11 protein-coding genes are annotated in these 12361 nt (G+C 35.0%); 5 read left to right on the top strand and 6 right to left on the bottom strand.

Annotated features, from left to right (window positions below; genetic code table 11):
- Positions 1 to 187: 187 nt before the first annotated feature.
- The 3 genes from ACIQ2L_RS00135 to ACIQ2L_RS00125 form a co-directional block, all read right to left on the bottom strand.
- Positions 188 to 718, bottom strand: coding sequence for a DUF4136 domain-containing protein (locus ACIQ2L_RS00135; RefSeq protein ID WP_396155255.1), 531 nt, complete (start codon positions 716 to 718; stop codon positions 188 to 190).
- 15 nt (positions 719 to 733) lie between these two features.
- Entirely contained in the window at positions 734 to 2710 is a 1977-nt protein-coding gene (locus tag ACIQ2L_RS00130) for a urocanate hydratase (protein ID WP_396155253.1), read from the bottom strand.
- A 158-nt stretch (positions 2711 to 2868) separates the two neighbouring features.
- Positions 2869 to 3045 carry a DUF5522 domain-containing protein gene (locus ACIQ2L_RS00125; protein ID WP_396155252.1) on the bottom strand — a complete coding sequence of 59 codons (177 nt, stop codon included), beginning with the start codon at positions 3043 to 3045 and terminating at the stop codon, positions 2869 to 2871.
- A 688-nt stretch (positions 3046 to 3733) separates the two neighbouring features.
- Between ACIQ2L_RS00125 and ACIQ2L_RS00120 the strand changes: the two genes are divergently transcribed.
- From ACIQ2L_RS00120 to hemL, 4 genes are all read left to right on the top strand, one after another.
- The gene (locus tag ACIQ2L_RS00120; protein ID WP_396155250.1) at positions 3734 to 5524 is read left to right on the top strand and encodes a T9SS type A sorting domain-containing protein; all 1791 of its coding nucleotides are present in this window, start codon (positions 3734 to 3736) and stop codon (positions 5522 to 5524) included.
- A gap of 67 nt (positions 5525 to 5591) precedes the next feature.
- Positions 5592 to 6503, top strand: coding sequence for a 1-aminocyclopropane-1-carboxylate deaminase/D-cysteine desulfhydrase (locus tag ACIQ2L_RS00115; protein ID WP_396155248.1), 912 nt, complete (start codon positions 5592 to 5594; stop codon positions 6501 to 6503).
- On the top strand, positions 6496 to 7398 hold the full coding sequence (locus ACIQ2L_RS00110; protein WP_396155246.1) for a glucosaminidase domain-containing protein: 903 nt from the start codon (positions 6496 to 6498) through the stop codon (positions 7396 to 7398). Before ACIQ2L_RS00115 ends, ACIQ2L_RS00110 begins: the two co-directional genes overlap by 8 nt.
- 27 nt (positions 7399 to 7425) lie before the next feature.
- Entirely contained in the window at positions 7426 to 8712 is a 1287-nt protein-coding gene (gene hemL / locus ACIQ2L_RS00105; RefSeq protein ID WP_396155244.1) for a glutamate-1-semialdehyde 2,1-aminomutase, read from the top strand.
- A 48-nt stretch (positions 8713 to 8760) separates the two neighbouring features.
- On the opposite strand, the gene ACIQ2L_RS00100 is transcribed toward hemL, so the two are convergent.
- The 3 genes from ACIQ2L_RS00100 to lysS form a co-directional block, all read right to left on the bottom strand.
- Positions 8761 to 9099, bottom strand: a complete 339-nt coding sequence (locus tag ACIQ2L_RS00100; protein WP_396155241.1) for a hypothetical protein — start codon at positions 9097 to 9099, stop codon at positions 8761 to 8763.
- A gap of 86 nt (positions 9100 to 9185) precedes the next feature.
- On the bottom strand, positions 9186 to 9605 hold the full coding sequence (locus ACIQ2L_RS00095) for a hypothetical protein (protein ID WP_396155239.1): 420 nt from the start codon (positions 9603 to 9605) through the stop codon (positions 9186 to 9188).
- Positions 9606 to 9695: 90 nt separating this feature from the next.
- Entirely contained in the window at positions 9696 to 11387 is a 1692-nt protein-coding gene (lysS, locus tag ACIQ2L_RS00090) for a lysine--tRNA ligase (RefSeq protein WP_396155238.1), read from the bottom strand.
- 269 nt (positions 11388 to 11656) lie between these two features.
- Here lysS and lipB point away from each other — a divergent pair, with 269 nt between their 5' ends.
- Complete coding sequence (lipB, locus tag ACIQ2L_RS00085; RefSeq protein WP_396155236.1) at positions 11657 to 12352, top strand: lipoyl(octanoyl) transferase LipB; 696 nt, start codon at positions 11657 to 11659, stop codon at positions 12350 to 12352.
- The last annotated feature ends 9 nt before the right edge of the window (positions 12353 to 12361 follow it).

Below are 12361 nucleotides of genomic sequence, written 5' to 3'. Positions count from 1 at the left end.
CTGACTATTAATTACTTTTTTTAGGAGCATGTTCCAGCTGTCCACTATATCTTTTTATCTCGTTTTAAGAACGAGATAAAAAGGATGCCGTTCCCATCTGGGCTAAAAAAAACCGCAACTCTCGTAACGGTTCTATTTTTATCTGCCTACTAAGTACTGAACACTTGTCTGCCGACAGGGAGACTGATTACTTCTTCTGCGGTGGATATTGCGCCAAAATTTTGGTAACAAACTCTTTAATAAGTGCATCTTTTTTATTTGTGTCCTTAGTTAAAACACCTATTCCTTCACCTTGCCAAATTAATTCTTTCTTCTTGGCATCGATGATGTCAATGTATAAGGTTCCTTCAACATATCTTGTAACAGAAGTATTTCCTCCCCACATCCATGGATCCCAACCCCAACCCCAGCCATATCCCCAACCCATATTGAATTGGTTTACATCGACTTGCTCTCTTTCTTTGGTAAAAAAGTTAATCAGTAAATCGGGTGTTTCACTTTTAGCGAAACCTTTTGCGGATAAAGCATCATCAATTGAATTTAAAATTCTTTTTTTGTCTAAATCTGAAATTTCAACTTTGTCAATTCCAGCTTTGTAAAAAGCAAAGGTTTTATAGGAAGTAAAATCTACTTTTTTATCATAATCTGAGTAAACTTTTACAGCACTACAAGAGCAAAGTAGCACTACGAAAAACGAAAAAAATACAAACTTTTTCATGGTTATAATTATTGGTTACAATAAAGCATCATCAACTATAGTAGGGATGGTTACTTTCAATAAAGGTTGCGTCTCCATTGCTCTTTTTATAGCAAAAATAGCGCCTTCGTTTCGTGCCCAACTTCTTCTAGAAATTCCGTTGTTCACATCCCAGAAAAGCATTGATTCTAAGTGTTTTGACGCTGCTGTAGAACCATCAAGAACCATACCAAATCCGCCATTAATTACTTCGCCCCAACCCACGCCACCGCCATTGTGTATCGAAACCCAAGTGGCACCACGGAAGCTATCACCTATGACATTTTGTATGGCCATGTCGGCAGTAAAACGAGAACCGTCATAAATATTTGAGGTTTCTCTGTAAGGCGAATCAGTTCCCGAAACATCGTGATGATCACGACCTAAAATGACGTAGCCAATTTCACCACGTGCAATGGCTTGGTTGAAAGCTTCAGCTATTTTTATTCTACCTTCGGAATCGGCATACAAAATTCTAGCTTGTGAACCAACCACTAATTTATTTTCTTGTGCGCCTTTAATCCACTGAATGTTATCGGCCATTTGTTGCTGGATTTCGGATGGAGAATTTTTCATCATTTCTTCAAGAACTTCGCAGGCGATGGCATCAGTTTTTGCTAAATCTTCTGGTTTTCCAGAGGCACAAACCCAACGGAATGGCCCAAAACCGTAATCGAAACACATGGGTCCCATAATGTCTTGAACGTAACTGTTGTATTTGAAATCGATATGATTTTCAGCAAAAACATCGGCTCCAGCACGAGAAGCTTCGAGTAAAAAGGCATTTCCATAATCGAAGAAATACGTTCCTTTTTCGGTATGTTTGTTGATGGCTGCCGCATGACGACGCAGTGTTTTTTGAACTTCTTCTTTGAATTTATCCGGATTGTTCGCCATTAAATCATTTGACTCTTCAAAAGTAAATCCCATTGGATAATAACCGCCAGCCCACGGATTGTGTAATGAAGTTTGATCGGAACCCAAATCGATATGCACATTTTCTTCGTCGAAACGTTCCCAAACATCCACTACATTTCCTAGATAAGCTATAGAGACCACTTCATTGTTTTCTAATGCTTTTTTAACTCTTGGAACTAGTTGGTCAATGTTTTCAATTACTTCATTAATCCAACCTTGTGAGTGACGAATATGTGTAATTTTCGGATTAACTTCAGCGCAAACGGTTATACACCCTGCAATATTTCCGGCTTTCGGTTGTGCGCCACTCATTCCGCCTAAACCAGAAGTAACGAATAAACCGCCTCGTGGAGATTTTTTTATTTTTCTAAATCCGTTGAGTACCGTGATGGTGGTTCCGTGAACGATACCTTGTGGACCAATATACATATAACTTCCTGCGGTCATTTGGCCGTATTGGGAGACACCTAAGGCATTCATTTTTTCCCAATCGTCGGGTTTGGAATAATTGGGGATAACCATTCCGTTGGTAATCACTACTCTTGGCGCTGCTGCGTGTGATGGAAATAATCCCATAGGATGACCCGAATACATGGCTAAGGTTTGCTCGTCGGTCATTTCGGCTAGATATTTCATGGTTAATCGGTATTGTGCCCAGTTTTGAAATACAGCGCCATTACCGCCATAGGTAATCAATTCGTGTGGATGTTGCGCCACCGCATAATCCAAGTTATTTTGAATCATGAGCATGATGGCTTTGGCCTGTTCGCACTTTCCTGGATATTCGGAAATGGGTCGGGCATACATCTTATAATCGGGGCGAAAACGATACATATAGATCCGTCCGTATTGTTCTAATTCTTCTTTGAATTCTGACAAAAGAGTTGTATGATGATGAGGTTCAAAATAACGCAATGCATTTTTTAGGGCTAACTTTTTTTCTTCCTCCGATAGAATTTCTTTTCGTTTTGGAGCATGGTTGATTTCTGCTTCATACGGTTTTGGATTTGGGAGAACGGATGGAATTCCTTGTGCTATTTGTTCTTGAAATGTCATGTTTTGAGATGCTAATTATTTGAGTTGCTAAGGTACTGAGTTTTTTGTTTTTGCGTTAGGGATTGCAGTGTAAATCCTTTTTGAGGATTGGTCTTCGTTAGAAGGCAAATCATCGAAAAGATTGCAACGGAAAGCCCGACCCTTGTGGTAACGCCCCACTATTTTTTTAGCGTTCCTGTTTTTTTATCAAATCCGTAGGGGCAATGGCGGCAGCCACTTTTGCAACAATACCCGCGTTTTAAATGATATTTCTCTGTAAAACAGCGGTAGCCTTCGGGAGTAATATAATAATCTTCGCCTTCTTTTAAATTATTTGGGTCTAATGCTTCATTCATAACCGTAAAATTAGCAACTTTGCCCGATATGATAGTGATTGTTTTTAAATATTTAACACCGCGCGGATTTCGAGGATTGACGTTTTTTCCGTTTGTTTTTATTTTGAATAAAGAGGACAAACTGAATCAAGTTTTTATGAATCATGAAAATATACATTTGAGACAACAGCTGGAGTTGTTGATTTTGCCTTTTTATGTTTGGTATTTTTTGGAGTTTATGATTCGATTTGTACATTATAAAGATAGGAAAATGGCATATCGAAATATTTCTTTTGAGCAAGAAGCTTATGAGAATGAAAACGACCCAAACTATTTAAAGTCGAGGTCTTTTTGGAATTTTTTACATTATGTTTAGATTATTTTTACTCGCTGGGTGTAATTCGTTTTTGAGGATAATTTTTTGTCAGTTTGATTTTCTCTCGTCCCGAGACTTCGGGATCGGGAATTAAATCGTATCGAGAATCGTTTTAAATAATTGCACCACCAAGGTTTATTATATTTCTATTGGTCGAGCTAATTTTTCGGTTACAGAAGCTTCTTTATCATTTTTGGGTTTATTGCAATAAATTTTTGTACCATCTTACTACAAACTTTGTGGTGTATCTTCGATAAATTTGCTCCTTTGTTGCATTGAAAATGAGTCAGATATAAAAAAAAATTGTATTTTTGAAAATTAAAAGAATGTTTTATGAAGTCTACTCTATTTATTTTTTGCGCTCTATTTTCTTTAAACTCGCTTTTTGGTCAACTTTATGTAAGCAATAATAGCTATGTGTATAATAAAGGAACTGTCGTTTATGCTAAAGGAAATCTAGAGCTTAATGGAGCCAACAGTAATTTTTACCTCAGAAATGAAGGTCAATTTGTGCAAGGAACAACTGGTACTTCTTCAAATACGGGGGTAGGCAAGTTGTCAGTTTTTCAAGAAGGGACTGTTAATAATTATGCCTACAATTATTGGTGTTCACCTGTTGGAAATGCCTCTGCAACAATAGGGAATGAAGATTTTGGTATTACCATGTTAAACGTACCAACTACAAACATTGCAAGTACACCTGCAACCATTTCAAGTGCAACGTACGAAGGATCATCGGGAGCTGGAGCTTTAACAATAGCATCCTATTGGATATTTAGATTTTTGGCACAAGCAAATTATAGTAATTGGGTTCAGTCAGCAGCTGCTACAGATATTCAAGCAGGTCAAGGATTTACTATGAAAGGCACGAGTGGCACCGACGCTACTAATGTAGGCGAGACAACTACAAATAATCCAGGAAGTGCTCAACGCTATGATTTTAGAGGAAAACCGAATGACGGAACTATTACAGTAGGTGTTGCTGCTGATAATTTTACCTTAACGGGTAATCCATATCCATCGGCATTGCATGTAAACGCCTTTTTGTTAGACCCTACAAATACAGATTGTACAGGTAATGCCTATTATTGGGAACAAGATAAAACGGTGAATTCCCATCTTTTACTTGCCTACAGAGGAGGTTATGGAACGTATTCACCTTTAGGATTATTATCAAATGGGATTTATGTTCCTGCTTTTTTTAGTAGTTATAATATAGACGGAACTATAAATGTTACAGGGTCATCATCTGGTCTTGTTATAGAAAGAAAATATGCTCCTATAGGTCAAGGGTTTATGATAAAAGGGAGAGCTACAGGATCACCAGTTTCGGTAACTCTTAGAAACGCACATAGAGACTATTATAAAGAAGTTGGCACACTTTCACAATTTGAAAGAGTATCAAATGTTTTAAATGAAGATCAACCCACTGGAATAAATTCTACTTCTCATATTAGATTGAACACCATAATTAATAATGCAAATACAAGACAATTGGCATTAGCATTTTTGCCAAATGCTACAGACGGAGTGGATAGAGGTATAGATGCTATGAGTCCAGATAGTGATTTGACTAATGATGTGTATTTCTTTCTAGACAGTGAAAAATATGTTATCGAAGGAGTTAATTTTGATGTAGAAAAAAGAATTCCACTTGGTGTAAATGTTTCGGGAAATTCAACTTTTAAATTTAGTTTAGTTCAGGTTGTCAATTTTAATGAAGATCAAGAAGTTTATTTGTTTGATGCTTTTGATGGTTCCTACCATAATTTGATACAAGGTGATTATGAAGTTTCACTTCCAACAGGAATATATAATAATCGCTTTGAAATTACTTTTAAAAATGAAGCGCTATCTATTTCAAATCCAATTAAAGAAAATATAATTGTTGTTCAAAATAATGCAAGTCAGCAACTAGTAATTTCTAATCCAACTATGATGGAAATAAAATCCGTTACACTTTATGATATAACTGGAAAATTATTATTTAATAAAACAAAATTAGATGTAAAAGACAGCTATGAATTTTCTACAGCCTCATTAAGTGAAGCGGTTTATTTAGTCAAGATACAATCTGGTAACGGACAAAGTTTTAGTCAAAAAATCATAGTTTCTTCAAAATAAAAACTTTAAAAGCGATTTATAATCGCTTTTTTTATGCGAAATGATTTTCATAAACTACTTTTGAAAAATGGATTTTTCGGAAAGCGGTAATCAAAAAATTAATATTGAAAATAGTACCATCGCGCTCTATATAAAGCGAGAGGATTTATTGCACCCCTATATTTCTGGAAATAAGTTCAGAAAACTAAAATACAATTTGGTTCAAGCAAAAAAAGAAAACAAAAATACCTTACTGACTTTTGGAGGTGCTTTTTCCAATCATATTTTGGCTGTTGCAGCAGCGGGAAATTCAAATGGGTTTAAAACGATTGGAATTATTCGTGGAGAAGAGTTAGTAGACAAAGTCAATGATAATCCTACTTTAAAAAGAGCACAAGATTTCGGAATGGATTTTGAGTTCGTAACAAGGGAAAGTTATCGCGAAAAGGAAAGCCTAAATTTTAAGGAACGTATTAAACAAAAATTTGGTGATGTTTATATTATTCCAGAAGGTGGAACCAACAATTTGGCTGTTAAAGGATGTGAAGAAATTCTAACTTCAAAAGATGAAAAGTTTGATTATATATGCTGTGCTGTAGGAACAGGAGGTACAATTTCAGGCATAATAAATTGTTCAAAAAGTAGTCAACAAGTTTTAGGTTTCCCTTCGTTAAAGGGTGATTTTTTAAGAGAAGATATTCGTAGATTTGTAACGAAATCCAATTGGGAATTAATTACAGCATATCATTTTGAAGGTTATGGTAAAGTTTCTGAAGAATTGATAAAATTCATTAATGAGTTTTATCAGAAGTATACAATTCCATTAGATCCAATATATACGGGTAAAATGGTTTTTGGCGTTTTCGATTTGATTAATAAAAATTATTTTGCCGATAATTCAAAAATTCTAATGATTCACACAGGTGGTTTACAGGGAGTTGCTGGAATGAATAAATTTTTAAAACAAAAAAATCAATTAGAAATAAATAGCAATGATTAAAAAATTCATCTTAATTATACTTGTAGTTTTTGTGGCGTCATGTAACGCAAACCATGCCGTTGTTAAAACAACAAAACCGGATCCAAGAAAAACAGAAAGTCAAGTTGTTCAAAGGGTTCGTAAGCCAATTTACAGACCTGCAACTAAGGATAACCCGATAGCGAATACTCAAAAAGACTCGCCTACAGTTAAAACTTTTTCTAACGCAACTGAAGTCTTAGAAGCAACTACAAGGGTAAAAGTAACCACTCAAATGGTTTTAGCATATATAGATAAATATAAAAGTGTAGCTAAAGAAAACATGACTAGAACCGGAATTCCAGCCAGTATTACGCTAGGTCAAGCTATTTTAGAATCGGGTGCGGGAACAGGTCCTTTGAGCGTTCAGGCGAACAATCATTTTGGAATTAAATGCCATAAAGAATGGACAGGTTCAAGTATTAAATATACAGATGATGAAGAAAATGAATGTTTCAGAAAATATGATGATCCAAGTCAATCGTTTAAAGACCACTCTTATTTTTTAACTAGCAGACCAAGATATGCGGAGTTATTCGAATTTCAAAAGGATGATTACCGAAGTTGGGCTTATGGATTGAAGGCTGCGGGTTATGCAACAGACAAACAATATCCTGATAAACTTATTGGTTTGATTGAAAAATATCAGTTAAGCAAATTTGATGCTGAAGTTTTAGGAAAGGAATTTGTACCAATAACAACAATAATAAGTAAGCCAATTACTTATGAAGATAATATTCAAAAATATACGGTTGTTAAAGGCGATTCATTGTATTCCATTTCTAAGAAATTTAATATTTCAATCGATGAATTGAAGAGAAAAAATAATTTAGTCGACAATACCCTTTCTCTAGGACAAAGCATTATTGTCAAATAATTCAAAAATAAATATTACAATTAGTTTATGATATATCAAAGAAGCAGTCAGCTTTTTGCTGAGGCCGAAAAAGTAATTCCTGGTGGAGTAAACTCTCCAGTTCGTGCGTTTAAAGGAGTTGGAGGCACTCCTATTTTTGCCAAAAGTGCTAAAGGAGCCTATCTATATGATGAAGATGACAATCGATTTATAGATTACATTAATTCTTGGGGCCCCATGATTTTAGGTCACGCTTTTCAACCTGTTGTTGATGCAATTATTGAAAAGGCAAAAAAAGGAACTTCATTTGGTATGCCAACTGAGTTAGAAACAAAAATTGCTAAACTAGCGGTTTCAATGGTTCCGAATATTGATAAGATTCGTTTTGTAAATTCGGGAACTGAAGCGTGTATGAGTGCCATTCGTTTGGCTAGAGGTTATACTAAAAGAGATAAAATAATAAAATTTGCAGGGTGTTATCATGGTCATTCCGATTCATTCTTAATTCAAGCGGGTAGTGGCGCCAGTACTTTTGGCACACCAAATTCCCCAGGTGTTACCCAAGGAACAGCTAAAGATACACTTCTTGCTGCTTATAATGATTTAGAAAGTGTAAAAGCACTATTTGAAGCAAATAGAAATGAAATTGCTGCTATTATTATTGAACCAGTAGCAGGGAATATGGGTTGCGTGCCTCCAAAAGAGGGTTTTTTACAATCACTAAGACAGGTTTGTGACGAATACAATTCATTATTGATTTTTGATGAAGTGATGACCGGATTTCGTTTAGCAAAAGGTGGAGTTCAGGAATTATATGATGTAAAAGCGGATATTGTTTGTTTTGGTAAAGTTATAGGAGGTGGTTTGCCTGTTGGGGCTTTTGCCGCACGACATGAAATCATGAATTATTTATCACCACTTGGGCCAGTATATCAGGCGGGAACCTTGTCTGGCAATCCATTAGCAATGGCAGCGGGTTATGCGATGTTAGAAGCTTTAAATAAGGATGCAGAGGTTTTTAAACGATTGGAAGGAAAAACGAACTATTTGCACCAGGGAATCCACAAGGTTTTAACCGATAATAATATTGTTTTTACCATTAACAGCGTAGGTTCGATGATTTCTGTTCATTTTGACGCCAGTCCTGTAGTTGATTTTAATACAGCAAAAAACGGAGATAATGAAACGTTTAAAAAGTTCTTTCACGGCTTGTTAAATGAAGGAGTATATATTGCGCCATCCGCTTATGAAACGTGGTTTATTACCGATGCTTTGACATATGAAGATCTCGACTTTACAATCAATGCTATTCATAAAGTTTCTAAAATACTATAAACAAAAAAGTCCCGATTTAATCAGGACTTTTTTGTTTATAAAAAAAACCTAGTTTATTAATTTTTTTAATAACTCAGGATTTTTCTCTAATTTTTCCATTTGATTTCCATCCAAAGTACCTCTGATTTTTGCTTCAATAACTCTAGATAATTCTGTTCTTCTTTCTTGTTCTAAATTTTTGTCTTCAAGAATAGTGAATTTTTGTTCAAACAGTTTTGCGAAATTTTCATTCATTGTTTTGTCTAAACCAAGATATTCAGATAATTCGGCGGCTTGTTTAATGCCTTTTTCAGTAGAATTTAAACCCACATAACCACTTTTATCTTGAGCGTTGGCATTAATAGAAAATACAAGTAGTAGTGTTAAAGCAGCAATTAATTTTTTCATTTTTTAAAGATTTAATAGAATATTATTTTCAAAACTAAATTATTTTGATGAAAACTCAAAATTTATTCGTGTTAAGTTTCAGTAATTTATTTTAAATCTTTATTTTCTCTCCGCTCCATCATTCTTTGTTTCATCTTTTCTTTTTTCTCTTCAAGGTTTTTCTCCCATTTGACATATTGATCTGGAGTTAATATTTTTTTATACTCTGTACTTATAGCCGCTTGCTCTTTTTCTAAATTCGCTCTCATTTCTGTTCTTTGTCTTTCTTTGTCGGCTTTTAGTTCCGCTTTAAGATCTTCTCTTTTTTGAGTTTGTTTAGTAACTAAAACTCGAACTTCAGTAGCTTGCTTTTCATTAAGATTCAACTCTTTGGTCATTCTTTTTACTTGAATATCTACCTTTTCTTCCGAAGTTAAACTTTCTTTTCCTGCTCTTCTTCCTTGTTTTTCTTGTGCAAAAACTGTTATTCCAACAACTAACAATGCAACTAAAAATAATTTTTTCATAATTTCTATATTTAAATTAATTGCCGTTTGGACAATCGTATAGTAGAATGGTTTAATTCAAAACTAAATTTTAATTCCTAATGAATTGTATCAATTTAAAATAACCGTTTTATTTTCGCCATCAACCATAACTTTAGTTAATCCATGTTTCGATAGACCTTTCATTGCAGCATCCCATTTTTTACCGCTTAAAGTTGATTTATCCTTTAATTGTGATAAAGGTTGATTGTTTTCAATTTTCAGCAAACCGATAATTACTTTTTCATCATCAGTCAATTCCAACTGCTTTTTCTCCGGTCTCATTTGCGGGAAAAATAACACCTCTTGAATTGATGGATTGTTTGTTAAAAACATAATTAATCTATCCATTCCAATTCCTAATCCAGAAGTTGGAGGCATTCCATATTCTAATGCTCTTAAGAAATCTTCATCAATAATGCCATTGGCTTCATCATCACCTTTTTCTGCCAAAGCCATTTGTACTTCAAATCGTTCTCTTTGATCTATTGGGTCATTCAATTCTGAATAAGCATTCGCAATTTCTTTACCACAAACCATCAATTCGAAGCGTTCGGTCAATTCTGGATTGTTTCTATGCTCTTTACATAAAGGTGACATTTCTTTTGGGTAATCGGTGATAAAAGTGGGTTGAATAAAATTCCCCTCACATTTAGCGCCAAAAATTTCATCAATCAGTTTTCCTTTGCCCATCGTTTCATCAACTTCAATATGCATGGATTTAGCTGCTTCAAAAAGTTCTTTTTCCGTTTTTCCAGAAATATCAAAACCGGTGAATTGTTTGATGGCATCTGTCATTGTAATTCGAGCATACGGTGCTTTGAAGTTTATTTTGTGTTCCCCAAAAGTAGCTTCTGTGGTTCCGTTTACTTCTTTAGCACAATACTCCAATAGATTTTCGGTCATCTCCATCATCCAGTTGTAGTCTTTATAGGCCACATAAATTTCCATTGCGGTAAATTCGGGATTATGGGTTCTATCCATTCCTTCGTTTCTGAAGTTTTTGGAGAATTCATATACGCCATCAAATCCGCCAACGATTAATCTCTTCAGATACAATTCGTTTGCAATTCGCATGTATAATGGAATATCCAAACTATTATGATGCGTTATAAACGGTCGAGCAGCGGCGCCACCTGGAATTGCTTGTAATACCGGAGTTTCAACTTCCATATACCCCGCTTTATTAAAGAATGTTCTCATCGCTGTGAACAATTTTGTTCTTTTTACAAAAACATCTTTCACATGAGGATTTACCACTAAATCTACATAACGCATTCGATAGCGCAATTCGGCATCATTAAAAGCATCATGTACTTTGCCTTCTTCATCCGTTTTTGGCAAGGGTAACGGGCGTAAAGTTTTACTCAAGAACGTAAAATGATCCACACGAATACATTGGGCACCAACTTGAGTTGTAAACAATTCACCTTCAATTCCAATAAAATCGCCTAAATCGGTTAATTTTTTAAACACCTGATTATACAACGATTTATCTTCGCCAGTGCAAAGCATGTCTCGGTTTAAATACAATTGCATTCTGCCTTCGCTATCTTGCAATTCAGCAAAACAAGCTTTTCCTTGGTCTCTAACACTCATCAAACGACCGGCAACAATAACCTTTTTGCCTTCTTCAAAATTTTCTTTAATCTGCTTTGAGGTATGGTTTACTGGAAATAAATCAGCAGGATATGGGTTGATACCAAGTTCGCGTAGGGCGTTCAGTTTTTCTCTTCTAATGATTTCTTGTTCTGAAAGTTGCATTTTATGTGTGTTTAAGCGCGCAAAGATAGGGATAATTTGAAAATGTTTCAATTTGAATATTTGATAATGATTTTGATGGTTTGAAGCGAATGGTTTGTGCTTTTTTGCAATCGACATTCCCGCTTTTCGCTATATCTTTTTGTTTTGAGAACCCTGAGAACAGTCAAAGGACATTGCTAAAAACAAAAAGGATGTCGCTGCAATCGGGGCTAAAGACAAACGTCGAGATTATTGGTAAACTTTGTAACTTTGCGCTTTGCAATTATAAAATGAATAAAAAAATTCAACTTCACGATTTAGGGAACAATGATTTTAAGAAGACTTGGGATTATCAAGAACAATTATTCAAACAAATTGTAGATATAAAAATTCAGAATAGGAGGGAAGATTCATTTCTTGAGACTCCAAATTATTTTTTGTTTGTAGAGCATCCACATGTATATACTCTTGGAAAAAGCGGTGATTTATCCAATTTATTATTATCCGAAAAACAGTTAGAGGCTAAAGGCGCTACTTTTTATAAGATAAATCGTGGTGGCGATATTACGTATCATGGTCCGGGGCAAATTGTCGGCTATCCAATCTTAGATTTAGAAAATTTCTTTACCGACATCCATAAATATTTGCGTTTTCTAGAAGAAGTGATCATATTAACTCTAGCAGAATACGCTATTATAGGTACAAGAAGCGAAGGCGAAACAGGCGTTTGGCTTGATGTTGGGACACCATTTGCGCGAAAGATTTGTGCCATGGGTGTTCGTGCCAGTCGTTGGGTAACCATGCATGGATTTGCGTTGAATGTAAATGCGAACTTAGGTTATTTTGACAACATAATACCTTGTGGGATTAAAGGTAAATCGGTGACTTCAATGCATGTGGAGCTAGGGAAAGAGGTCGATGAGCAAGAAGTAAAAGAAAAAATAGCCAAACATTTTTCAATACTTTTCGATGCTATTTTTATTTAAGAACGCTAT

This window comes from Flavobacterium sp., from assembly GCF_044369455.1.
In the GTDB taxonomy this organism is placed as follows: domain Bacteria; phylum Bacteroidota; class Bacteroidia; order Flavobacteriales; family Flavobacteriaceae; genus Flavobacterium.
The sequence above is the reverse complement of the archived record's forward strand: the minus strand, read 5'-3'. Positions and strand labels throughout refer to the sequence as shown.

Bases quoted from the DNA above. Each gene is read 5' to 3' on its own strand.
- ACIQ2L_RS00135 (WP_396155255.1), bottom strand. From the start codon at position 718: ATGAAAAAGTTTGTATTTTTTTCGTTTTTCGTAGTGCTACTTTGCTCT.
- ACIQ2L_RS00130 (WP_396155253.1), bottom strand. From the start codon at position 2,710: ATGACATTTCAAGAACAAATAGCACAAGGAATTCCATCCGTTCTCCCA.
- ACIQ2L_RS00125 (WP_396155252.1), bottom strand. From the start codon at position 3,045: ATGAATGAAGCATTAGACCCAAATAATTTAAAAGAAGGCGAAGATTAT.
- ACIQ2L_RS00120 (WP_396155250.1), top strand. From the start codon at position 3,734: ATGAAGTCTACTCTATTTATTTTTTGCGCTCTATTTTCTTTAAACTCG.
- ACIQ2L_RS00115 (WP_396155248.1), top strand. From the start codon at position 5,592: ATGGATTTTTCGGAAAGCGGTAATCAAAAAATTAATATTGAAAATAGT.
- ACIQ2L_RS00110 (WP_396155246.1), top strand. From the start codon at position 6,496: ATGATTAAAAAATTCATCTTAATTATACTTGTAGTTTTTGTGGCGTCA.
- hemL (WP_396155244.1), top strand. From the start codon at position 7,426: ATGATATATCAAAGAAGCAGTCAGCTTTTTGCTGAGGCCGAAAAAGTA.
- ACIQ2L_RS00100 (WP_396155241.1), bottom strand. From the start codon at position 9,099: ATGAAAAAATTAATTGCTGCTTTAACACTACTACTTGTATTTTCTATT.
- ACIQ2L_RS00095 (WP_396155239.1), bottom strand. From the start codon at position 9,605: ATGAAAAAATTATTTTTAGTTGCATTGTTAGTTGTTGGAATAACAGTT.
- lysS (WP_396155238.1), bottom strand. From the start codon at position 11,387: ATGCAACTTTCAGAACAAGAAATCATTAGAAGAGAAAAACTGAACGCC.
- lipB (WP_396155236.1), top strand. From the start codon at position 11,657: ATGAATAAAAAAATTCAACTTCACGATTTAGGGAACAATGATTTTAAG.